The 22513-nt window shown below is 59.5% G+C and carries 19 protein-coding genes; 14 read left to right on the top strand and 5 right to left on the bottom strand.

Annotated elements, in window-relative coordinates; all coding sequences use genetic code 11:
- Positions 1-308: 308 nt before the first annotated feature.
- The 8 genes from C4J83_RS04340 (at position 309) to C4J83_RS04305 (ending at position 10447) form a co-directional block, all read left to right on the top strand.
- Complete coding sequence (locus tag C4J83_RS04340) at positions 309-1853, top strand: ABC transporter substrate-binding protein (RefSeq protein WP_372239317.1); 1545 nt, start codon at positions 309-311, stop codon at positions 1851-1853.
- Between the two features lie 170 nt (positions 1854-2023).
- Positions 2024-3418, top strand: coding sequence for an OprD family porin (locus tag C4J83_RS04335; protein WP_106578635.1), 1395 nt, complete (start codon positions 2024-2026; stop codon positions 3416-3418).
- A gap of 80 nt (positions 3419-3498) precedes the next feature.
- Positions 3499-5097: an ABC transporter substrate-binding protein gene (locus C4J83_RS04330; protein WP_106578634.1), complete on the top strand. Its 1599-nt coding sequence runs from the start codon at positions 3499-3501 to the stop codon at positions 5095-5097.
- Between the two features lie 76 nt (positions 5098-5173).
- Entirely contained in the window at positions 5174-6184 is a 1011-nt protein-coding gene (locus C4J83_RS04325; protein WP_106578740.1) for an ABC transporter permease subunit, read from the top strand.
- A gap of 10 nt (positions 6185-6194) precedes the next feature.
- Positions 6195-7106, top strand: coding sequence for an ABC transporter permease subunit (locus C4J83_RS04320; RefSeq protein WP_106578633.1), 912 nt, complete (start codon positions 6195-6197; stop codon positions 7104-7106).
- Between the two features lie 10 nt (positions 7107-7116).
- Positions 7117-8085, top strand: coding sequence for an ABC transporter ATP-binding protein (locus C4J83_RS04315; protein WP_124416422.1), 969 nt, complete (start codon positions 7117-7119; stop codon positions 8083-8085).
- Positions 8085-9056, top strand: coding sequence for a peptide ABC transporter ATP-binding protein (locus C4J83_RS04310; RefSeq protein ID WP_106578631.1), 972 nt, complete (start codon positions 8085-8087; stop codon positions 9054-9056). Before C4J83_RS04315 ends, C4J83_RS04310 begins: the two co-directional genes overlap by 1 nt.
- A gap of 254 nt (positions 9057-9310) precedes the next feature.
- Complete coding sequence (locus tag C4J83_RS04305; RefSeq protein WP_124416421.1) at positions 9311-10447, top strand: hypothetical protein; 1137 nt, start codon at positions 9311-9313, stop codon at positions 10445-10447.
- An 83-nt stretch (positions 10448-10530) separates the two neighbouring features.
- On the opposite strand, the gene C4J83_RS04300 is transcribed toward C4J83_RS04305, so the two are convergent.
- The 3 genes from C4J83_RS04300 to C4J83_RS04285 all read right to left on the bottom strand — a co-directional run bounded on the left by C4J83_RS04300 (position 10531) and on the right by C4J83_RS04285 (position 12987).
- The gene (locus C4J83_RS04300; RefSeq protein ID WP_124416420.1) at positions 10531-10791 is read right to left on the bottom strand and encodes a hypothetical protein; all 261 of its coding nucleotides are present in this window, start codon (positions 10789-10791) and stop codon (positions 10531-10533) included.
- A gap of 97 nt (positions 10792-10888) precedes the next feature.
- Complete coding sequence (locus tag C4J83_RS04295) at positions 10889-11146, bottom strand: hypothetical protein (protein ID WP_106578628.1); 258 nt, start codon at positions 11144-11146, stop codon at positions 10889-10891.
- 257 nt (positions 11147-11403) lie between these two features.
- On the bottom strand, positions 11404-12987 hold the full coding sequence (locus C4J83_RS04285) for a peptide chain release factor 3 (protein ID WP_106578627.1): 1584 nt from the start codon (positions 12985-12987) through the stop codon (positions 11404-11406).
- 332 nt (positions 12988-13319) lie between these two features.
- Here C4J83_RS04285 and C4J83_RS04280 point away from each other — a divergent pair, with 332 nt between their 5' ends.
- The 5 genes from C4J83_RS04280 (at position 13320) to C4J83_RS04260 (ending at position 18414) form a co-directional block, all read left to right on the top strand.
- Positions 13320-14036 carry an ABC transporter permease gene (locus C4J83_RS04280; RefSeq protein WP_025856261.1) on the top strand — a complete coding sequence of 239 codons (717 nt, stop codon included), beginning with the start codon at positions 13320-13322 and terminating at the stop codon, positions 14034-14036.
- A 20-nt stretch (positions 14037-14056) separates the two neighbouring features.
- Positions 14057-14953, top strand: a complete 897-nt coding sequence (locus C4J83_RS04275; protein WP_124416419.1) for a glycine betaine ABC transporter substrate-binding protein — start codon at positions 14057-14059, stop codon at positions 14951-14953.
- Between the two features lie 11 nt (positions 14954-14964).
- Positions 14965-15618 carry an ABC transporter permease gene (locus tag C4J83_RS04270; protein WP_027604864.1) on the top strand — a complete coding sequence of 218 codons (654 nt, stop codon included), beginning with the start codon at positions 14965-14967 and terminating at the stop codon, positions 15616-15618.
- On the top strand, positions 15615-16772 hold the full coding sequence (locus tag C4J83_RS04265; protein ID WP_053131666.1) for an osmoprotectant ABC transporter ATP-binding protein OsmV: 1158 nt from the start codon (positions 15615-15617) through the stop codon (positions 16770-16772). Before C4J83_RS04270 ends, C4J83_RS04265 begins: the two co-directional genes overlap by 4 nt.
- A gap of 478 nt (positions 16773-17250) precedes the next feature.
- The gene (locus C4J83_RS04260) at positions 17251-18414 is read left to right on the top strand and encodes a type III PLP-dependent enzyme (protein ID WP_017138295.1); all 1164 of its coding nucleotides are present in this window, start codon (positions 17251-17253) and stop codon (positions 18412-18414) included.
- A 49-nt stretch (positions 18415-18463) separates the two neighbouring features.
- Here the strand turns inward: C4J83_RS04260 and C4J83_RS04255 are convergent, their stop codons facing one another.
- Positions 18464-19213, bottom strand: a complete 750-nt coding sequence (locus C4J83_RS04255; RefSeq protein WP_124416418.1) for a tetratricopeptide repeat protein — start codon at positions 19211-19213, stop codon at positions 18464-18466.
- Position 19214: 1 nt separating this feature from the next.
- Complete coding sequence (locus tag C4J83_RS04250; RefSeq protein WP_106578624.1) at positions 19215-19895, bottom strand: Fe2+-dependent dioxygenase; 681 nt, start codon at positions 19893-19895, stop codon at positions 19215-19217.
- Positions 19896-20102: 207 nt separating this feature from the next.
- Here C4J83_RS04250 and C4J83_RS04245 point away from each other — a divergent pair, with 207 nt between their 5' ends.
- Positions 20103-22388 (top strand): TonB-dependent receptor, encoded by a 2286-nt coding sequence (locus tag C4J83_RS04245; protein WP_106578623.1) that lies wholly within the window; start codon positions 20103-20105, stop codon positions 22386-22388.
- Positions 22389-22513 lie beyond the last annotated feature (125 nt).

The raw sequence follows: 22513 nt of genomic DNA, 5'->3' as shown, positions 1-22513 counted from the left end.
GGAATCAGACCACCTTTGCAACCGTTACCGTCCTACGGCAACGAACTGCGATAGGTGCGTCTGTTGCCTACAAGGTCAATCCGTTTTGGCGCATTTACTGCGAAGTCCACGGCCCATACCGTCGTACGACAGCAGAGGCACCAATATCGGAAAGGCACCTGCCGTATGTGGGATCAGTGATGTCTCCCAGGCTTCGCGCCTGGGTGATTGCTCGCTGATGACAACTACAAACAAGGATCGGGATCGTCATGCGCCATACCACTGTTCTATCCGCAATTTTTGGCACCAGCCTGCTGGCTGTGGCCACGATGGGCCAAGCCGCCGACAAGAAGAGCCTGGTGTTCTGCTCTGAAGGCAGCCCGGCCGGGTTTGACACCGCGCAGTACACCACCGCCACCGACAACGATGCGGCCGAGCCGCTGTACAACCGCTTGGTTGAGTTCGAAAAAGGCGCGACCAATGTGGTACCTGGGTTGGCAACCAAGTGGGATATTTCCGAAGACGGCCTGACCTACACCTTTCACTTGCGTGAAGGGGTGAAATTCCACAGCAACAAGGAATTCAAGCCGACGCGCGACTTCAACGCCGACGACGTGCTGTTCACCTTCAACCGCATGCTTGACCCCGACCACCCGTTTCGCAAGGCCTACCCCACCGAGTTTCCGTACTTCAACGGGATGAGCCTGAACAAGAACATTGCCAAGGTCGAGAAAACCGACCCGCACACCGTGGTGATGACTTTGAATACGGTCGACGCTGCGTTCGTTCAAAATATCGCCATGAGCTTTGCCTCGATTCTGTCGGCCGAGTACGCCGAGCAGTTGCTCAAGGAAGGCAAGCCCAGCGACATCAACCAGAAGCCGATTGGCACTGGTCCGTTTGTGTTCCAGCGTTATCAGAAAGACTCGCAGATCCGTTACGTGGGTAACAAACAGTACTGGGACCCAAGCCGGGTCAAGCTGGACCAACTGATCTTCGCCATCAACACCGATGCGTCGGTGCGGGTACAGAAGCTCAAGGCCGGTGAATGCCAGATCACGCTGCACCCGCGCCCGGCAGACGTCGACGCCCTCAAGGCCGACCCGAACCTGCAACTGCTGACCAAACCCGGCTTCAACCTGGGTTACATCGCCTACAACGTGCGCCACAAACCCTTCGACCAGCTCGAAGTGCGTCAGGCGCTGGACATGGCGGTGAACAAGCAAAGCATCCTCAACGCCGTGTACCAGGGCGCCGGCCAACTGGCAGTCAACGCCATGCCGCCGACCCAGTGGTCCTACGACGACAGCATCAAGGACGCTGCCTACAACCCGGAAAAAGCCAAGGAATTGCTCAAGGCCGCCGGCGTCAAGGAAGGTACCGAGATCACCCTGTGGGCGATGCCGGTGCAACGGCCTTACAACCCCAATGCCAAGCTGATGGCCGAAATGCTGCAAAGCGATTGGGCCAAGATCGGCCTCAAGGTCAAGATCGTCAGCTACGAATGGGGCGAGTACATCAAGCGCACCAAGAACGGTGAGCACGACATCAGCCTGATCGGCTGGACCGGCGACAACGGTGACCCGGACAACTGGCTGGGCACTCTTTACAGCTGCGACGCCATCGGCGGGAACAACTACTCCATGTGGTGTGACCCGGCGTACGACAAGCTGATCAAGCAAGCCAAGGTCGTGACCGACCGCGAACAAAGGACTGTTCTATACAAACAGGCGCAGCAACTGCTCAAGCAGCAGGTGCCGATCACGCCCGTCGCCCACTCGACGGTCAACCAGCCGTTAAGCGCCAAAGTCGAAGGTTTTAAAGTGAGCCCCTTCGGCCGCAACGTGTTCTCGGGCGTCAGTATCAACCCATAAAAAAATAACCGGATTGCAGGGAGCGACGTTGGCTCCCTGGCAAACGTGCAGCCTTTTGTTGGGAAATTTCCTACGGCAAACGTTTGCAAAGGCTTGAACGAGTTACACACCCAATAGCCGGTTCACCTAAAAAGACCGGCATTAAAAAGAGAACCAAAGGAGCTCCACCCATGAAACTGAGCAGCAAAGCGCTTCTGGCCCTGGCCATCAGCAGCATCACGGCGACCGCCTTCGCTGAAACCCAGAGCCAGGACTTCGTTCCGACCACATTGGCCGGCACCAGCGCCCAAAGCGAGGCCAAAGGCTTTATCGACGGTCAAAGCCTGGGCGGTACTACCCGTAACTGGTTTTCCAACGAGCAGCGTTTCCGTGGTAGCAAGTTCACTTACCAGAAGCACGGCGAGGCTCGCACCGACGCCTACCGTACCAACTGGCTGCAAGGCACCATCCTTAACTACTCCTCGGGCTTCACCCAAGGCACTGTTGGGGTAGCAACCGAAGTAGCGGGTTACAACGTCATCGCGCTCGACCAGAGCAAGCGTGACATCAAGGGCGGTTCCAACCGTACCCTGGCCGACTCCGACGGCGATGCCGTAGGCCAGTGGAGCAAACTGGGCCTGGCCAACGTCAAGTTCCGTGTGTCCAACACCACCTTGACCGCCGGTCGCCAGAACTTCAGCAGCGGCATTATCGACACCATCGGCAACCGTGCACTGCCGTCGAGCTTTGAAGGTTTTGCCCTCAACAGCGAAGAGTTCAGCAACCTGTCGTTCCAGGGCGCTTACTTCGACCGCGTGTCGCCACGTACCGAGCAGAGCCTGTCGAAATTCCGCAGCGAATACGGCAATGGCCAGGAAGCGGATCACGTCTACACCGCCGGTGTGAACTACCAGCCGTTCAAGAGCCTGAAAACCAGCTTCTTCGGCGCTCAAGTCAAAGACTTCTGGAACCAGTACTACTTCGGCGCAACCCATGAACTGGGTGACAGCCAGCAACTGAGCCTGACCACCGGCCTGAACTACTACAAAACCGTCGACGAAGGCAAAAAGTTGATGGGCAAGATCGACAACGACACTTACTCGCTGTCGCTCGGCCTGACTCACCAGGCTCACAGCCTGACCTTCTCGTACCAGGAAGTGAACGGTAACGAGTACTTCGACTACCTGCACGAAACCAACGGCATCTACCTGGCCAACTCCCTGACGTCCGACTTCAACGGCCCGAACGAGAAATCGTTCCAGATCGCCTACGGCATCAACATGGCCGAATACGGCGTGCCAGGCCTGAAGTTCAACATCTACTCGGCTCGCGGCTGGGGCATCGACGGCACTCACTACACCGGCGACGGCGGCGTGAAAGGCTTTGCTTACAACGGTATCCAGACCCAAGACGGCGAGAAACACCAGGAATACGGCGTAGGTACTTCCTACGCGATTCAAAGCGGCGCACTCAAGGCCACCACCATTCGTGGTACCTACGTGACTCACCGCGCCAGCGCCAACCAGGCTGACGGCAACCTGCGTGAGTTCCGCCTGGTCACCACCATCCCGTTCAACATTCTTTAATTAGCGCCAGGTAAACGGCGGGCTCAGGACGAGCCCGCTGTCTACGCTTGTCTGGTTCACTCGATTGCAGAGGGCTCTGAATGAAAATGCTCCCGTTACAAGCTGCCATTGCCGCTGCGCTATTGAGCGTTGCGATCGGCGTTTCGGCCAAACCGTTGGTGGTCTGCACTGAAGCCAGCCCGGAAGGTTTTGACCCGGTCCTGTACACCACCGCCGTCACCGCTGACGCCGCGGCAGAAACCATGTTCAACCGCCTGGTGGACTTCAAGCCCGGCACCACCGAAGTCGTGCCTGCCCTGGCCAAAGACCTGCCGGAAATCAGTGCCGATGGCCTGACCTACACGTTCCACCTGCGTGACGACATCAAGTTCCACACCACCGATTACTTCAAACCCACGCGCAACATGAATGCCGACGACGTGCTTTGGAGCTTCCAGCGCCAGCTGGACCCGAATCACCCGTGGCACAACAAGTCCAACGTGGGCTACCCGTACTTTGAAAGCATGGGCTTCAAGGAACTGCTCAAGAGCGTAGAGAAGACCGATGACCACACCGTGGTCTTCACCCTGACCCGTCCTGAAGCACCGTTCCTGTCCGACCTGGCCATGGCGTTTTCCTCGATTCACTCCGCCGAATACGCCGACCAGTTGCTCAAGTCCGGCAAGACCGATGACCTGAACGCCAAGCCCATCGGCACCGGCCCGTTCATCTTCAACCGTTACGCCAAAGACGCCCAGGTGCGCTTCAAGGCCAACCCGGACTACTTCCGTGGCAAGCCGCCGGCTGACCCGTTGATCCTGGCCATCACTACCGACAGCAACGTGCGCCTGCAAAAGCTCAAGGCCAACGAATGCCAGATCGCGCTGTACCCCAAGCCCGATGATGTGCCGAGCGCCAAGGCTGATCCCAACCTGAAAGTCGCGGAACTGGCGGCGATGACCACCAGCTACACCGCCTTGAACACCACTCACAAGTACATGAGCGACGCGCGCGTGCGCCACGCGATCAACATCGCGTTCGACAAAAAAGGCTACAACGAGTCCCTGTACGGCAAAGGCAACGCTGTCGACGCCACCGGCCCGTATCCGCCAACGCTTCTGGGCTTTAGCGACAAGCTGAAAAACCCACCGCGCGACCTGGACAAGGCCCGCGCCCTGCTCAAGGAAGCCGGCGTGCCGGAAGGCACTGAGTTCACCCTGTTCACCCGTAACGGCGGCGGCCCAACCAACCCCAACCCGATGCTCGGCGCCCAGCGCATGCAGGCGGATCTGGCGCAGATCGGCCTGAAAGTGAACATCAAGGTCATGGAATGGGGCGAAATGCTCAAGCGCGCCAAAAACGGTGAGCACGACATGGTGTCCGCCGGTTGGGCGGGGGATAACGGGGACCCGGATAACTTCCTCACACCAAACCTGAGTTGCGATGCAGCCAAAAACGGCGAAAACTACGCCCGCTGGTGTAACAAAGAGTTTCAAGACTTGATCGACAAGGCACGCGCTATCGCTGAACCGGCCCAGCGCGCTGCACTCTATGAACAAGCCCTGGACGTTTTCGAGAAGGACCAACCGTGGATTCCCATGGCTTACCCGAAAATGTTCACCGCCATGCGCAAAAACGTCGAGGGTTATACCCAAAGCCCTCTGACGACCAATAACTTCGCCACCACCCAGGTGAAGTAATAAGAGAAGACGCTCGGCACCGTCGCCATTGACGGTGCCGAACCTGCCTAACCGGCTGATTGAGGTACACAACAAGATGTTTAGTTTTATTGCCCGCCGATTGGGGTTATTGATCCCCACGTTTTTCGGCATCACGTTGCTGACGTTTGCGTTGATTCGCATGATCCCCGGCGACCCTGTCGAAGTCATGATGGGCGAACGACGAGTCGACCCCGAGATGCACGCACAGGCAATGGAACGCCTCGGCCTTAACAAGCCGCTGTACGCGCAATACCTGGACTACGTAGGCAAACTCGCCCACGGCGACCTCGGTGAGTCACTGCGCACGCGCACCAGCGTGTGGACCGAATTCACCGCCCTCTTCCCTGCGACCCTGGAACTGTCCATGGCCGCCCTGTTGTTCGCCGGTGTCCTGGGCCTGTTGGCCGGGGTGATCGCGGCCTTGAAACGAGGATCCCTGTTCGACCATGGGGTGATGGGCATCTCCCTCGCGGGATATTCGATGCCGATCTTCTGGTGGGGCCTGATCCTGATCATGTTCTTCTCGGTTAGCCTGGGCTGGACCCCGGTTTCCGGGCGTATCGACCTGCTCTACGACATCGAGCCGCGCACCGGCTTCATGCTGATCGACACGCTGCTGGCTGACGAGCCCGATGCGTTCTTCGACGCCCTGCACCACTTGATCCTGCCGGCCATCGTGCTCGGCACCATCCCGCTGGCGGTGATCGCGCGGATGACCCGTTCGTCGATGCTCGAAGTCCTGCGCGAAGACTACATCCGTACCGCCAAGGCCAAAGGCCTGTCGCCGGCGCGCGTGGTATTCGTCCACGGCCTGCGTAACGCGCTGATCCCGGTACTCACCGTGGTCGGCCTGCAAGTGGGCACGCTGCTGGCCGGTGCGGTCCTGACCGAAACCATCTTCTCGTGGCCCGGCATCGGCAAATGGCTGATCGAAGCCATTGGCGCACGGGACTATCCCGTGGTGCAAAACGGCATCCTGTTAATCGCCTGCCTGGTGATTCTGGTGAACTTCGTGGTGGATATCCTCTACGGCTTCGCCAACCCACGCATCCGTCACCAGCGCTGAGATCATGACCATGACCACACCTACTTCCGCGGTAGCAGTCGATCAAAGCCTGCTGTACCCGTCCCCGTACAAAGAATTCTGGCAAGCCTTTTCCAAGAACAAAGGCGCCGTTGCCGGCCTGCTGTTCATGTTGCTGGTGGTGTTTTGCGCGATCTTCGCCCCTTGGGTTGCGCCGCATAACCCAAGCGAGCAATACCGCGACTTCCTGCTCACCCCTCCAGCCTGGCTGGAAGGCGGGCAGATGCAGTTCCTGCTCGGCACCGACGAACTGGGCCGTGACCTGCTCTCGCGCCTGATCCAGGGTTCGCGCCTGTCCTTGCTGATCGGCTTGTCGTCGGTCGTGATGTCGCTGATCCCGGGCATCCTGCTGGGCCTGTTCGCCGGGTTCTTCCCGCGCATGCTCGGCCCAACCATCATGCGCTTGATGGACATCATGCTGGCCCTGCCGTCGCTGCTGCTGGCTGTCGCCATTGTCGCAATCCTCGGCCCTGGCCTGATCAACACCGTGATCGCCATTGCGATCGTGTCGCTGCCCTCGTATGTGCGTCTGACCCGTGCTGCGGTGATGGGCGAGCTGAACCGCGACTACGTGACGGCCGCCCGCCTCGCTGGCGCCGGCCTGCCACGCCTGATGTTCATCACCGTGCTGCCCAACTGCATGGCGCCGCTGATCGTACAGGCGACCTTGAGCTTCTCCTCGGCGATTCTCGATGCCGCGGCCCTGGGCTTCCTTGGCCTTGGCGTACAACCGCCAACCCCTGAGTGGGGCACCATGCTGGCTTCGGCCCGTGACTACATCGAACGCGCCTGGTGGGTCGTGAGCCTGCCGGGTTTGACCATTTTGCTCAGCGTGCTGGCAATCAACTTGATGGGTGACGGCCTGCGCGATGCGCTGGACCCGAAACTCAAGAACGCCGCCTGAGGAGATTCCCATGTCACTGTTAGAAATCAAGAATCTCAACGTACGCTTCGGCGACGCGACCGCCGTGCCGGTGGTCGATGGCCTCGACATTTCGGTCGACAAAGGCGAAGTACTGGCGATCGTTGGCGAGTCGGGCTCGGGTAAATCCGTGACCATGATGGCGCTGATGGGCCTGATCGAGCACCCCGGCATCGTCACCGCCGACGCCCTGAACTTTGATGGCAAAGACATGCTCAAGCTGAGCAACCGTCAGCGCCGCCAAATCGTCGGCAAAGACCTGGCGATGGTGTTCCAGGACCCGATGACCGCGCTGAACCCCAGCTACACCGTGGGTTTCCAGATCGAAGAAGTGCTGCGCCTGCACCTGAAAATGTCCGGCAAGCAAGCGCGCAAACGTGCGATCGAACTGCTCGAAAAAGTGGAAATTCCGAGCGCGGCCAGCCGTATGGATGCCTACCCGCACCAACTGTCCGGTGGTATGAGCCAGCGTGTCGCAATCGCCATGGCAATTGCCGGCGAGCCGAAACTGCTGATCGCTGACGAACCGACCACTGCGCTGGACGTGACCATTCAGGCGCAGATCATGGAGCTGCTGCTGGCCCTGCAGAAAGAGCAGAACATGGGCCTGGTGCTGATCACCCACGACCTGGCCGTGGTGGCTGAAACCGCACAGCGCGTGTGCGTGATGTACGCCGGCCAGGCCGTGGAAGTTGGCCAGGTGCCGCAGCTGTTCGACATCCCGGCGCACCCGTACAGCGAAGCGCTGCTCAAGGCGATCCCCGAGCACAGCCTGGGCGCCACGCGCCTGGCCACGCTGCCGGGTATTGTTCCCGGTCGTTATGACCGCCCGCAGGGTTGCCTGCTGTCGCCACGTTGCCCGTATGTGCAGGAATCCTGCCGTGCCCAGCGGCCTGGCCTTGACCCGAAAAGCAACAGCCTCGCGCGCTGCTTCTACCCCTTGAACCAGGAGGTGGCGTAATGGCCGTCGTTCTTACCGCCCGCGACCTGACCCGTCACTACGAAGTCTCCCGTGGCCTGTTCAAGGGCCACGCGCTGGTACGCGCGCTTAATGGTGTGTCGTTTGAACTGGAAGCTGGCAAGACCCTCGCCGTAGTAGGCGAGTCGGGTTGCGGCAAATCCACCCTGGCCCGCGCGCTGACGCTGATTGAAGAGCCGTCGTCCGGCTCGTTGAAAATCGCCGGCCAGGAAGTCGCCGGTGCCGACAAGGCCCAGCGCAAGCAATTGCGCAAAGACGTGCAGATGGTGTTCCAGAGCCCGTACGCCTCGCTGAACCCTCGGCAGAAAGTCGGTGATCAACTCGGCGAGCCGCTGTTGATCAACACCAACCTGTCCGCCGCCGAACGCCGCGAAAAAGTGCAGGCGATGATGAAGCAAGTGGGCCTGCGCCCCGAGCATTATCAGCGCTATCCGCACATGTTCTCCGGTGGCCAGCGCCAGCGTATTGCCCTGGCACGCGCCATGATGCTGCAACCTAAAGTGCTGGTGGCGGATGAACCGACCTCGGCACTCGACGTATCGATCCAGGCCCAGGTACTTAACCTGTTCATGGACCTGCAGCAGGAATTCAACACCGCCTACGTGTTCATTTCCCACAACTTGGCAGTGGTGCAACACGTTGCCGACGACGTGATGGTGATGTACCTAGGCCGCCCGGTGGAAGTGGGCCCCAAGGAAGACATCTACGCTCGTCCGCTGCACCCGTACACCCAGGCGCTGCTGTCGGCCACCCCGACCATCCACCCAGACCCGAACAAGCCGAAGATCAAGATCGTCGGCGAACTGCCCAACCCGCTGAACCCGCCATCTGGCTGCGCGTTCCACAAGCGCTGCCCGTACGCGACAGCACGTTGCAGCAGCGAGGAGCCGCTGTTGCGGCCGCTGGATAACCGCCAAGTGGCTTGCCACTACGCGGAGCAGTTCGTGGCCTGAGCCTGCGTGCAACAAAAATGCCCTGGCGATAACGCCAGGGCATGACAGGTGTTCTACAAGCCCTTCCCATCAGGTTGCGCATCAGCCTGTTGGGAGGGGCTTTTTTTTGGCTGATCACCACCCGCATTTGATCAACAAATCCCCTTCAGTATTCGAAACCAATCTAACTGCCTGTCAGTTCTCACAGTAGCCAGCCACGGCCTTTTGCATTGTTATGAGCTCACCCCCTTTATCCAATGGACGGGTAATCGCTCATGACAACATTCACTGTTTTTTTCTGCGGCACTGGCTCAACCAAGTTTGACGATACTCACGCCAGTTATTGGAACGGTGAGTTGATTTCCACGCTGGCGCAAAACACTCAAAGCGTCAGTAAGGAGTTTGCCGAATGGATTGTTATCGACGGCCCCGGCAGCGGCAACTTGCAAGCCGATGAAATGTTCTCCGAGTCTGGCAATTATCTTCAGTTAAAGGGCACCGCCCTGGGCTCTGGCTGGGAAGAAAATGTGGCTCACGCGGTTAACATCATGAAGGGCACGTTTACCTGGCAGCGCGAAAAACTGACTGAGGAAAACTACACCCAACTGCAAAAAGCCGGCATTCCAATTGAAGACGTCAAAGTCACCGGCAGTTGGTATTGGCGCACTTACGATTACGGTACGCGCAAAGTAACGCAGCAACAGTTGCAAGAGCAGATCATCAAGACCTTTCGAAAAGACGGGATCATTCCCACGCGCGTCAACCTGGTCGGTTGGAGCCGCGGCGGGATCAGCTGCCACATGCTGGCCAACGCCATGCTCAATGACAGCGTCTTGAAGAATGTGCCGGTCAATATCTTCGCTGTCGACCCGGTTCCCGGGCTCTTGAACTTCCAGAGCAGTCGAGTAACGCTCGGCAGCAACGTTAAAGAGTACGTCGGTTTTTACGCCAGGGACGAGCGATCCTCCGGATTCGCGTGTGTCGTACCCGCCTTTGATACAAACACCCATGTTCATATCTATCCAATGCCCGGGCGCCACGCGACCTTGGTGGGTAATGCAGCCCCCGACGGAAACCAGGGTGCAAAGGTATATGCCGAACCCGGCGAGATTGTTCGTCACTTTGCAGAAACTTGCCTGACGCGATGGGGGGTGCGCCTGGAAAAGAAACTCAACCTCACGCCCGGCCAGATTAATGACCGTCTTACCAAAATGAATAATGATTTGAGCGGGTACGTGGCGATGCGAAATACGGTCTACACCACCCGTACGTCCACAGCCGGTGAGCGCAGCATTACCAAGGGCAGCAGTGATATGAAATTCACCGCAGCGAGCAGTACCGATTACCTGCCAGGACAGGGACTTTCAATAGACAAGATAGTGAACAGCGACTACTTCAACGATATCGCATGATTCAAAAGGAGCGGGTTTAACGGTATACAGCCCTCCCGTCAGGCGGTGCATACCTGACGGGATGGACTGTGCTTCAGGCCGACTCAGGTATCGCTGTCACCTTGATCGCCATCATCGTCATCCGGGGCTTGCTGGTCGTCATCATCCTTGGAACCGCCTTGGTCCTCATCGCCTGGCTCGGCTTCCGACTTGGCCAGTTGCAGTCCCTTGCCCTGCGCTGTCTGCACCGCCGAAAAGCCCGTCTGGCTGCCCTGCACCTGGTTATGCGCCCAGGCCGTCGACATCCCCAACGACAACAGCACCAGCACTTTTATCAACAGCACTACACGTTGAAAAATACTCATGGTCGATTTCCGTCCAGTCAGTAGATGAATCCTGCACGACAGCGTTTTACCGTCGCCAGGTTAGAAGCTAGTCCCAATGCCGGGTTTGCGCCAGGCTTCAGGTATCGCCATCGTCGTAGGTGTCGCTGTCCTCGCCTTCGTTATAGGGGTTTTCCGCATCCTCCTTGGGCGCGGGTTGGGCTTGGGGTTGCCAACTGCCGGAGTTAACCTCGTTCTGCTTTTTCTTGGTCACCGGGCCAGTGTCTTTCCATTGGGGCGTGCCGGTGTCGGCCAGCGCCGAGGTGCATGCCAAGGCGGTGGACACACCCAGGGTGCCAAAAAGCACCAACCAGATAGCCCGTTGAGTTATACGCAAGGTAGCCTCCAGATCCGTCGGTGAATGGGTGAATTATTTGAAACGCTAGACCGGATGCGGATATCTCGCCAATTCATCGCCTTGTGGAGATCAAAATGTGGGAGTGGGCTTGCTCGCGAATGCGGAGTGTCAGTCACTGAATATGTTGACTGATACACCGCATTCGCGAGCAAGCCCGCTCCCACACTTAGAATATTCGGCGCCCACAAAAAAGGGCGAAGCCATGACAGCTTCGCCCTTTTTGTGCCGCTCAGACCTTAATGGTGCTCACGGGTCGCGCGGAATTTCACATCCGGCCAGCGCTCTTCCATCAACGCCAGGTTCACTCGGGTCGGGGCCAGGTAGGTCAGGTGACCACCGCCGTCCACTGCCAGGTTTTCCACAGCCTTGTTGGAGAACTCTTCCAGCTTCTTCTTATCGCTGCAATCGATCCAGCGCGCGGAGTACACGGTGATTGGCTCGTAGGAGCATTCGACCTTGTATTCCTCTTTCAGGCGGCTGGCGACCACATCGAACTGCAGCACGCCGACGGCGCCGAGGATGATGTCGTTGCTGCGCTCGGGGAAGAACACCTGGGTGGCGCCCTCTTCCGCCAATTGCTGCAGGCCCTGGCGCAGTTGCTTGGATTTCAGCGGGTCGCGCAGGCGTACGCGGCGGAACAGTTCCGGGGCGAAGTGCGGGATACCGGTGAAGCCCAGCACTTCGCCCTCGGTGAAGGTGTCACCGATCTGGATGGTGCCGTGGTTGTGCAAGCCAATGATGTCGCCGGCGTAGGCTTCTTCGAGCTGTTCACGCTCGGAGGAGAAGAACGTCAGGGCATCGCCGATGCGCAGGTCCTTGCCGGTGCGCACGTGGCGCATCTTCATGCCTTTTTCGTATTTGCCGGAGCAGATACGCATGAAGGCGATACGGTCGCGGTGCTTGGGGTCCATGTTCGCCTGGATCTTGAACACAAAGCCGGTGAATTTTTCTTCAACCGGTTCCACCGTGCGCTCATTGGCAACCCGGGCCAGAGGTTTCGGCGCCCAGTTCACGACGGCGTCGAGTACGTGGTCGACACCGAAGTTGCCCAACGCCGTACCGAAGAACACCGGCGTCAGTTGGCCGTCGAGAAATTCCTGCTGGTTGAACGCGTGGCAGGCGCCCTGCACCAGTTCCAGTTGATCGACGAAGCGGTCGTACTCGTCACCCAGGTGGGCGCGGGCTTCGTCGGAGTCGAGCTTCTCGATGATCTTGACGTCGGTGCGCTCGTGGCCGTGGCCGGCGGTGTAGACAATGATGTAGTCGTCGGCCAGGTGGTACACACCCTTGAAGTCGCGGTAGCAACCGATCGGCCAGGTGATCGGCGCAGCCTTGATCTTCAGGACGGCTTCGATTTCATCGAGCAACTCGATCGGGTCGCGAATATCGCGGTCGAGTTTGTTGATGAAGCTGACGATCGGCGTGTCTCGCAGGCGGCAAACGTCCATCAGCGCGATGGTACGTGGCTCAACGCCCTTACCGCCGTCGAGGACCATCAAGGCCGAGTCCACCGCCGTCAGGGTGCGGTAGGTATCTTCGGAGAAGTCTTCGTGGCCCGGGGTGTCGAGCAGGTTGACCATGTGGTCGCGATACGGGAACTGCATGACCGACGTGGTAATGGAAATACCCCGTTGTTTTTCCATTTCCATCCAGTCGGAGGTGGCATGGCGGTCCGATTTGCGGGATTTCACCGTGCCGGCCACTGCGATTGCCTTGCCCATCAGCAGGAGCTTCTCGGTGATGGTGGTTTTACCGGCATCGGGGTGGGAAATAATGGCGAAAGTGCGGCGTTTCGCGACTTCGGCGGCCTGGTGGGTCATGGGAAATCGCCTGGCAGGTGAGTCAAAAAAGGGCGGCGAGTATAGCGCAAACCCAGGGAGCCAGACCACCGTTCACCCGATTGGGGGTGGCTAAATGCTGCCAAGTGTGGAACCTTTTAAAAGGTAGAGACGTCCACTCCCCTGCTATCGCACTCGTACCAGGGGCTGAAAAATCAGCAAGTTAGCCTGACGAGGCTGCGCTCATGGCTTGACCTCATGTCGTCTAACCGGCATTGGCAAGCTGCATTTCGCGACCACATTCGCCGACAGCCAGGAATGGCATTGCCGCTCGGAAATGTGGACGCCGACAGAAGAAAAAAAGGAGTCCGCCTGTGGCTATTCGCTATGGCAAAGGGCTGATAGGAGGAGCGGTTGTCGTCGCTCTCCTGGCCCTGCTGGTCCACTGGATCGGCATCAACACGATCGAACTGTACCGCGACGATTTGTTGTTTTACCTGCAAGCACACCTGATCCTCGTTCTTGTCTCCATGCTGGCCGCCCTCGTTGTAGGCATCCCCGCCGGTATCCTGCTCAGCCGACCGAACATGGTCGGGCGCGCAGAACGCTTCATGCAGATCTTCAACATCGGCAACACCGTCCCGCCCCTGGCCGTACTGGCCATCGCCCTCGGCGTCCTCGGCATCGGCAGTGGCCCGGCCATCTTCGCGTTGTTCCTCGCCTCGTTGCTGCCCATTGTGCGCAACACCTACGAAGGCCTCAAAAACGTTCAAGGCTCGTTGAAAGAAGCCGCCACCGGCATCGGCATGACGCCGCGCCAGGTGCTGTTTCGCGTGGAATTGCCCAACGCCGTGCCGATCATCATCGGCGGTGTACGCGTGGCCCTGGCGATCAACGTCGGCACCGCACCGCTGGCGTTCCTGATTGGTGCCAACAGCCTTGGCAGCCTGATCTTCCCCGGCATCGCCCTGAACAATCAGCCGCAACTGCTGCTCGGCGCCGCGTGCACCGCGCTGCTGGCATTGCTGCTTGACGGTCTAGTGACCATGGCCAGCCGCCTCTGGCTGGAACGCGGGTTGCGTCCGTCTTAAGGCTTGGCAAAGGAATCGACATGAAAAAGTTAAGCTTGATATTAGGCTGCGTCCTGCTGTTGGCAGGTGTTGCGCAAGCCGCCGAAAAACCCGTCATCCGCATCGGCGCCCGCGTGTTCACTGAACAGACGCTGCTCGCCGAAATCACCTCCCAGTACCTGCGCACCAAGGGTTACGACACCCGCGTGACCGGCGGCCTGGGCAGCAACCTGGCGCGCAGTGCCCAGGAAAGCGGGCAACTGGACCTGATCTGGGAATACACCGGCGTGTCGCTGGTGGCCTACAACCATGTGGACGAGAAGCTCGACAGCGAACAGTCCTACGCCCGAGTCAAAGAACTCGATGCGAAAAAAGGCCTGGTCTGGCTCTCCCCGTCGAAATTCAGCAACACCTACGCATTGGCGTTGCCGGAAAACGTGGCCAAGGAATTCCCGCAGATCAACAGCATCAGCGACCTGACCCAAGCCCTGGCCGAGAAAACCAAAGGCACGCGCCTGGTGGCCCTGGACACCGAGTTCGCCAACCGTTCCGACGGCATGGCCGGCATGGTCAAGCTGTATGACATGAACCTCACGCGTAAAAACACCCGGCAGATGGACGCCGGCCTGGTCTACACCGCGCTGCGTAATGGCCAGGTGTTTGCCGGGTTGGTCTACACCACCGACGGTCGCCTGAACGCCTTCAAATTGAAGCTGCTGGAAGACGACAAACACTACTTCCCGGACTACACCGCCGCGCCGGTGGTGCGTCAGGATTATCTCAACGCTCACCCTGAACTGGCCGCCGACCTGAAACCACTGGCCGCGCTGTTCGACGACGCAACCATGCGCCAGCTGAACGCGCGAGTCGACGTTGACCATGAAAGCCCGTCCGCCGTGGCCGCAGACTTCCTGCGCCAACATCCCATCAGCCAATAAGAGGAGAAGACATGGAATTTCTGAACGCCTTTTCCCATCTTGATTGGGCCCAGGTCCTGCACCTGACCTGGCAGCACATCACCCTGGTCGGCATTGCCGTCATTCTGGCAATCGTCGTGGGCGTGCCGCTGGGCGTGCTGATGACACGCTTCCCGACCCTGGCCGGCCCGCTGCAAGCCAGCGCCACCGTGCTGCTGACCGTGCCGTCGATCGCGCTGTTCGGCCTGCTGCTGCCCTTCTACTCCAAGTTCGGCCAGGGCCTGGGGCCAATGCCGGCGATCACCGCGGTATTCCTCTACTCGCTGCTGCCGATCATGCGTAACACCTACCTGGCCCTGACGGGCGTGGAACCGGGCATTCGCGAAGCCGCCAAAGGCATCGGCATGACCTTCGGCCAGCGCCTGCGCATGGTTGAACTGCCCATCGCCGTGCCCGTGATCCTCGCCGGTGTGCGCACCGCCGTGGTGATGAACATTGGTGTGATGACCATTGCCGCCACCATCGGCGCCGGTGGTCTGGGTGTACTTATTCTGGCTTCCATCAGCCGCAGCGACATGTCGATGCTGATCGTTGGCGCCGTGCTGGTCAGTCTTCTGGCCATCTTCGCCGACCTGCTTCTGCAATGGCTGCAACGCTCGCTGACTCCAAAAGGACTGCTCAAATGATCGAACTTCAAAACCTGACCAAGACTTTTCAAAGCAACGGCAAAACCGTATCTGCCGTGAACGACGTAAGCCTGACCGTCAATGAAGGCGAGATTTGCGTGTTCCTCGGCCCCTCGGGTTGCGGCAAAAGCACCACGCTGAAAATGATCAACCGCCTGATCAAGCCCACCTCGGGCAAGATCCTGATCAACGGCGAAGACACCACCGACCTGGATGAGGTGACCTTGCGTCGCAACATCGGTTACGTGATCCAGCAGATCGGCCTGTTCCCGAACATGACCATCGAGGAAAACATCGTGGTGGTGCCCAAACTGCTCGGCTGGGACAAGCAGAAATGCCACGACCGCGCCCGCGAGTTGATGAGCATGATCAAGCTGGAACCCAAGCAATACCTGCATCGCTACCCACGTGAACTGTCGGGCGGCCAGCAACAGCGCATCGGCGTGATCCGTGCCCTGGCGGCCGATGCACCGCTGCTGCTGATGGACGAGCCGTTCGGCGCGGTCGACCCGATCAACCGCGAGATGATCCAGAACGAATTCTTCGAGATGCAGCGCGCGCTGAACAAGACCGTGATCATGGTCAGCCACGACATCGACGAAGCGATCAAGCTGGGCGACAAGATTGCGATCTTCCGTGCCGGCAAGCTGCTGCAGATCGACCACCCGGACACGCTGCTGGCGCATCCGGCTGACGAGTTCGTGAGCAACTTCGTCGGCCAGGACAGCACCCTCAAGCGCCTGCTGCTGGTGAAAGCCGAAGACGCGGCGGACAACGCCCCGTCGGTGAGCCCGGAAACCCCGGTGGCCGAAGCCCTGGAGCTGATGGACGAAACGGACCGTCGCTACGTGGTGGTCACCTGTGCCGAGAACAAGGCGCTGGGTTATGTACGACGTCGCGACCTGCACCGTCAGACCGGTACTTGCGGCCAGTACCTGCGCGAGTTCAACGCCACGGCGGCGTACGACGAGCACCTGCGCATCCTGTTGTCGCGCATGTATGAGTTCAACCGCTCGTGGTTGCCGGTGATGGACGCGGAGCGCGTGTTCCTCGGTGAAGTGACCCAGGAGTCGATTGCCGAGTACCTGAGCTCCGGTAAGTCGCGTGGGGGCAAGACCAGTATTGTCTCGCCTGCCGAGACTGCGCTGGCCTGACCTGAAATAACACAGCGCAACAGGTGGGAGGGGGGCTTGCCCCCGATAGCGGTGGATCAGTGACTGATGAAGTGACTGACACACCGCCATCGGGGGTAAGCCCCCTCCCACATTTGCCCGTTGGTGAGTCAGGGAAATCCCACCGATTTGGCCCTCCCGGGGAACATCAATCCGTCACACCGGTCGGTTACATAAGTAGCTGCACGAGGTCCTGCGACGAACGCGTGCAAAAACGCGACATTTTTAGTTGATCTATGGCCCCTCACGTCCTAAAGTTCGCGCCGAACGTCCATGCTGGAAACGATCCATCCGGCTCAAGTACTGACGACGAGACAGCAAGGCCAAGGGAAGCGGTTATTCCCGTGGCCTTTTTGCTTTCGGCGACATGCCTTGGGAAGTAGGCGAACCAAAGTGGGGATACGGAGGACGTTCATTTGCACCCATTGATCAAATTAGTTTGCCCTTAGGAGTTCCCAGCATGTCGATCAACGTCGAAGATTATTTCGCGCGCGCCACTTTTGACAAAATGAAGGCGTTCGCCGACAAGCAAGAAACCCCGTTCGTGGTGATCGACACCGCGATGATCAGCCAGGCCTACGATGACCTGCGCGCCGGTTTCGAATTCGCCAAAGTCTATTACGCGGTCAAGGCCAACCCTGCCGTCGAGATCATCGACCTGTTGAAAGACAAGGGTTCGAGCTTCGACATCGCCTCGATCTACGAGCTGGACAAGGTCATGGACCGTGGCGTCAGCCCCGACCGTATCAGCTACGGCAACACCATCAAAAAATCCAAGGACATCCGCTACTTCTTTGATAAGGGCGTGCGTCTGTTCTCCACCGACTCCGAAGCCGACCTGCGCAACATCGCCAAGGCCGCGCCGGGCTCGAAAGTCTATGTGCGTATCCTCACCGAAGGCTCGACCACGGCCGACTGGCCTTTGTCGCGCAAATTCGGCTGCCAGACCGACATGGCCATGGACCTGCTGATCCTCGCCCGTGACCTGGGCCTGGTGCCATACGGCATCTCTTTCCACGTCGGCTCGCAGCAGCGCGACATCAGCGTGTGGGACGCGGCGATTGCCAAGGTCAAAGTGATCTTCGAACGCCTCAAGGAAGAAGACGGCATCCACCTCAAGCTGATCAACATGGGCGGTGGCTTCCCGGCCAACTACATCACCCGCACCAACAGCCTGGAAACCTACGCCGAAGAAATCATCCGCTTCCTCAAGGAAGATTTCGGCGACGACCTGCCGGAAATCATCCTGGAGCCGGGCCGTTCGTTGATCGCCAACGCCGGCATCCTGGTCAGCGAAGTGGTGTTGGTTGCGCGTAAATCCCGCACCGCCGTCGAGCGTTGGGTATACACCGACGTGGGCAAATTCTCCGGCCTGATCGAAACCATGGACGAAGCCATCAAGTTTCCGATCTGGACCGAGAAGAAAGGCGAGATGGAAGAAGTGGTCATCGCCGGCCCTACCTGCGACAGCGCCGACATCATGTACGAGAACTACAAGTACGGCCTGCCGCTGAACCTGGCGATTGGTGACCGTTTGTACTGGCTGTCGACCGGTGCGTACACCACCAGCTACAGCGCCGTGGAATTCAATGGCTTCCCACCGTTGAAGTCTTACTACGTGTAAGCAATTCGCACACAAAAAACCCATGACATGTCATGGGTTTTTTTATCGGTCAGCAAAGGCTCGCGGCGCGCTGTTGGTAGGCCTCGGCCATTGCACGAACCTGTGGGTCAGTGGCTGCGGCCAACGCAGCGTGGGCCGTTCGCAAAAATTTCAGATTGCCGCCCGCCAGCGCCTTGCGCAGCCACGCCAATGCCTCGTCGATTCGACCTCGGTCAGCCACTATCGCGGCATAACTGAACTGCCCGCGAAAATCCCCGCCTTCGGCTGAGCGCCGATACCACTCGACAGCCGCCTCAAAATCCCTCGGGCAATAGTGGCCGTCTTCCAAATAACGCCCCACCAGGTTCATCGACTTGGCGTGGCCCTGCTCTGCAGCCAGCCGATAAAACCCCAGCGCTTGCGGTCGGTCTTCGTCGACACCACGACCGGTGGCCAGCAGGTTGGCATAGTTGTATTGGCCCCAGTCCAACCCGGCCTCTGCCGCCAGGCGATACTCCCGCGCAGCTGCCACCTCATCTACGGCGCAGCCCCAGCCATGTTCCAGGCAACGCCCGGCCATATTGCGTGCCATCAGCTGCCCGCCGTTGGCGGCGATCTGGAACCAGCGCAGCGCCAGCGCTTCATCGCGCGCAATGCCGCGCCCTTCCAGCAGAATTTGTCCCAGCAAGGCCTGGGCATCAACCACGCCCGCCTTGGCTGCCATCAAAATCGCCTGGGCGGCGCGCACCGGGGAATCGTCGAGCATGCTCTGCAGTTGCTCGACGTTGAGCACTTCTTCACGGCGCAATAAAAAGCCCACGTCAGACCTCGACCCAGCGGCGCAACAGGTTGTGGTACGTGCCGGTGAGCTGGATCAGCGCTGGATGGTCAGGAACATCGCGGGTCAGTTGCTGGATGGCGCCGTCCATCTCGAACAGCAAGGTGCGCTGGCTGTCTTCACGCACCAGGCTTTGGGTCCAGAAGAACGAAGCGTAACGCGCGCCACGGGTTACGGCGTTGACTTTGTGCAGGCTCGAACCTGGGTACAGCACCATGTCGCCGGCCGGCAGCTTGACCCGCTGCAGACCAAAGGTGTCCTGGATCTCCAGCTCGCCACCGTCGTATTCATCCGGATCACTGAAAAACAGCGTGGACGACAGATCGGTCCGAACCCGTTCATGGCTGCCCCGCGCCTGGCGCACGGCGTTGTCGATGTGGAAGTCGAAACTGCCACCGGCCGTGTAGCAATTAAGCAAAGGCGGGAAGACCTTGTGCGGTAACGCCGCTGACATAAACAGCGGGTTTTTCCACAAACGCTCGAGCATCGCCGCGCCAATTTCCTTGGCCAGCGGGTGGCCCTCGGGCAATTGCAGGTTGTGTTTGGCTTTGGCGGACTGATGCCCGGCGGTGATTTTACCGTCGGCCCACTCGGTATTTTCCAAGGCTTGGCGAATGCGCAGCACCTCCTCGCGAGAGAACAGGCCGGGAATGTGCAGCAGCATGGGGCGGTACCTGAAGGCAGAGAGGCGCCAATGGTATTGATTCTTATCCGCCCTGTAAAACGCGGGAGACGAACGAGTTCGTAAAAACCGTAAGCAAAAAGTGTAAAGAATGTAAATTCAGTGCGAATAGTAATGTATCGCAATTGATAGAAACTCTTGTTGACCCTATATTCCGCGGCCTTACAACCTTGGGGAAGGGACACGTCAATGTCGCGCACACTGCTAAAAACACCAGCCAGTTCACCACGCATGCTGGCTTCGGCCATCGGCGTCGCACTCAGCGCCAGCTCTGCCGCCCAATTGGCGCAAGCGGCCGAAAGCACCGAACACAAAGGCGAGCGCAACAGCATCTCCCTGGGCGCCACCAGCATTACCGGCCAGGAGCAGGACAACACGTCCTACCAGGTGGAAAAAGCCGCTTCGCAAAAGTACACCGCGCCACTGGTAGACACCCCGCGCTCGGTGACCGTGGTGCCGCAACAAGTGCTCAAGGACACCGCCGCCACCTCGTTGCAGGACGCCTTGCGCACTGTACCGGGCATTACTTTCGGTGCCGGTGAAGGCGGTAACCCTCAGGGCGACCGTCCGTTCATTCGCGGTTTTGATGCCCAGGGCGACACTTACCTGGACGGCGTGCGCGACACCGGCGGCCAGAGCCGCGAGATCTTCGACATCGAATCGATCGAAGTCAGCAAAGGCCCGAACTCCTCGTTCGGCGGTCGGGGTTCGGCTGGCGGCAGCATCAACCTGGTGAGCAAAACGCCACAGGCGCGCGACTTCACCAACGGTGGTTTCACCTACGGCTCCGACCAGACCCGCCGCTACGTGCTCGACGTGAACCGCCAGTTCCTCGACAACGCCGCGTTCCGCTTGAACCTGATGAGCCACGAGCAGAACGTGGCTGGCCGCGATGTCATCGACTATGACCGCTGGGGTGTTGCGCCGTCGCTGACCTTCGGCCTGGGCACGCCGACGCGCGTCAACTTCAGCTACTACCACATGGAAAGCAACGACCTGCCGGACTCGGGCATTCCCTACGGCTACAGCTCGCCGACCGCCACTGCCCACGGGCACGACAAACCCACCGATGGCGGCGACAGCAACAACTTCTACGGCTTGAAAGACCGCGACTTCCGCAAGACCCGCGCCGATATCAGCACGTTCTCCATCGAGCACGACCTGAACGACGACATGACGCTGAAAAACACCCTGCGCCATGGCAGCACCGGCCAGGACTACGTGCTCACTCAGCCGGACGACAGCCAGCGCAACGTCAGCCGTTTCGGCACCGTGTGGCGCCGTGCCAACACGCGAGTGTCGACCACCGACACCACCACCAACCAGACCGACCTGTTCGGCAGTTTCCAGCTGGCGGGCATGAAGCACTCGTACTCCACCGGCCTGGAATTCACCGGCGAAGAAACCCGCGTCAGCGGCTACACCGTCAGCCCGAACGCCAACCCGACCTGCACCGTGGCCAAAGGCAGCCTGGGCGGGCAGTGCACCTCGCTGAGCAACCCGACGCCGGATGACGCCTGGACCGGCAGCGTCGCGCGCAACTACTACGGCACCAACACCAAGGCCACCAGCCGCGCCGCCTACGTGTTCGATACCCTTGAGCTGGACCCGAAATGGCTGTTGAACCTCGGCCTGCGCTACGACACCTTCGACACCGAAGCCAACACCAACGCCGCCGCGGGGCGCAGCAAAATCAAGGACGACAGCCAGTTCTTCAACTGGCAGGCGGGCCTGGTCTGGAAACCGCTGGAGAACGGCAGCATCTACACCTCCTACGCCACCTCGGCATCGCCTGCCGGCGGCATGGTCGGTGAAGGCCAGGAAACCAACGGCTTCGTCACCGGCATCAACACCAGCGACCTGAAACCCGAAGAAACCGTCAACTACGAGCTGGGCACCAAGTGGGACCTGTTCCACAACCGCCTGTCCCTGACCGGCGCGATCTTCCGTACCGAGAAGAAAAACACGCGCATTCTGGTGGACTCCAACACCTACGAAACCGCGGGCGAATCGCGAGTGGACGGCATCGAACTGTCCGCCAGCGGCAAGCTCACCGAACAATGGCAAGTGTTCGCCGGCTACAGCTACCTGAAAAGCGAGCTGGTTGACCCCGGCAAAAACGGCAACCGCCAGGGTGTCGTCACTGCCGGTTCCAACAAGGGCAACCAAATGCCCAACACGCCGAAAAACACTTTCAGCCTGTGGACCACCTATGACATCACGCCAAAGCTGACCATCGGCGGCGGCGCGTTCTACGTCGACCAGGTTTACGGCGATGCGGCCAACACCGTTTACGTGCCGTCGTACACGCGCTACGACGCCATGGCCAGCTACAAGCTGACCAAGAACGTCGACCTGCAACTGAACGTGCAAAACCTGACCGACAAGACCTACTACGACAAAGCTTACGCGGCGCACTTCGCCAACCAGGCGGCCGGTCGTACGGCGTTGTTGACCACCAGTTTCCACTTCTAAACGCGGCCAACTTCTGGCCCAAAGCCCCACGCATCGGATGCGTGGGGCTTTTGCGTGTAAAACAGAATATTTCTCGTTAGCCCACGGCATAATGCGCGCCGTGACTTATATATCCAGATGAGCGA

This window comes from Pseudomonas sp. LBUM920 (genome assembly GCF_003852315.1).
In the GTDB taxonomy this organism is placed as follows: Bacteria; Pseudomonadota; Gammaproteobacteria; order Pseudomonadales; family Pseudomonadaceae; genus Aquipseudomonas.
This window is presented reverse-complemented; position numbering and strand designations above follow the sequence as displayed.

Excerpts from the sequence above, each read along its gene's own strand:
- C4J83_RS04335 (WP_106578635.1), top strand. The coding sequence starts at position 2,024 with ATGAAACTGAGCAGCAAAGCGCTTCTGGCCCTGGCCATCAGCAGCATC.
- C4J83_RS04305 (WP_124416421.1), top strand. The coding sequence starts at position 9,311 with ATGACAACATTCACTGTTTTTTTCTGCGGCACTGGCTCAACCAAGTTT.
- C4J83_RS04260 (WP_017138295.1), top strand. The coding sequence starts at position 17,251 with ATGTCGATCAACGTCGAAGATTATTTCGCGCGCGCCACTTTTGACAAA.
- C4J83_RS04275 (WP_124416419.1), top strand. The coding sequence starts at position 14,057 with ATGAAAAAGTTAAGCTTGATATTAGGCTGCGTCCTGCTGTTGGCAGGT.
- C4J83_RS04285 (WP_106578627.1), bottom strand. The coding sequence starts at position 12,987 with ATGACCCACCAGGCCGCCGAAGTCGCGAAACGCCGCACTTTCGCCATT.
- C4J83_RS04245 (WP_106578623.1), top strand. The coding sequence starts at position 20,103 with ATGTCGCGCACACTGCTAAAAACACCAGCCAGTTCACCACGCATGCTG.
- C4J83_RS04250 (WP_106578624.1), bottom strand. The coding sequence starts at position 19,895 with ATGCTGCTGCACATTCCCGGCCTGTTCTCTCGCGAGGAGGTGCTGCGC.
- C4J83_RS04300 (WP_124416420.1), bottom strand. The coding sequence starts at position 10,791 with ATGAGTATTTTTCAACGTGTAGTGCTGTTGATAAAAGTGCTGGTGCTG.
- C4J83_RS04330 (WP_106578634.1), top strand. The coding sequence starts at position 3,499 with ATGAAAATGCTCCCGTTACAAGCTGCCATTGCCGCTGCGCTATTGAGC.
- C4J83_RS04340 (WP_372239317.1), top strand. The coding sequence starts at position 309 with ATGGGCCAAGCCGCCGACAAGAAGAGCCTGGTGTTCTGCTCTGAAGGC.
- C4J83_RS04325 (WP_106578740.1), top strand. The coding sequence starts at position 5,174 with ATGTTTAGTTTTATTGCCCGCCGATTGGGGTTATTGATCCCCACGTTT.
- C4J83_RS04270 (WP_027604864.1), top strand. The coding sequence starts at position 14,965 with ATGGAATTTCTGAACGCCTTTTCCCATCTTGATTGGGCCCAGGTCCTG.
- C4J83_RS04265 (WP_053131666.1), top strand. The coding sequence starts at position 15,615 with ATGATCGAACTTCAAAACCTGACCAAGACTTTTCAAAGCAACGGCAAA.
- C4J83_RS04320 (WP_106578633.1), top strand. The coding sequence starts at position 6,195 with ATGACCACACCTACTTCCGCGGTAGCAGTCGATCAAAGCCTGCTGTAC.
- C4J83_RS04315 (WP_124416422.1), top strand. The coding sequence starts at position 7,117 with ATGTCACTGTTAGAAATCAAGAATCTCAACGTACGCTTCGGCGACGCG.
- C4J83_RS04310 (WP_106578631.1), top strand. The coding sequence starts at position 8,085 with ATGGCCGTCGTTCTTACCGCCCGCGACCTGACCCGTCACTACGAAGTC.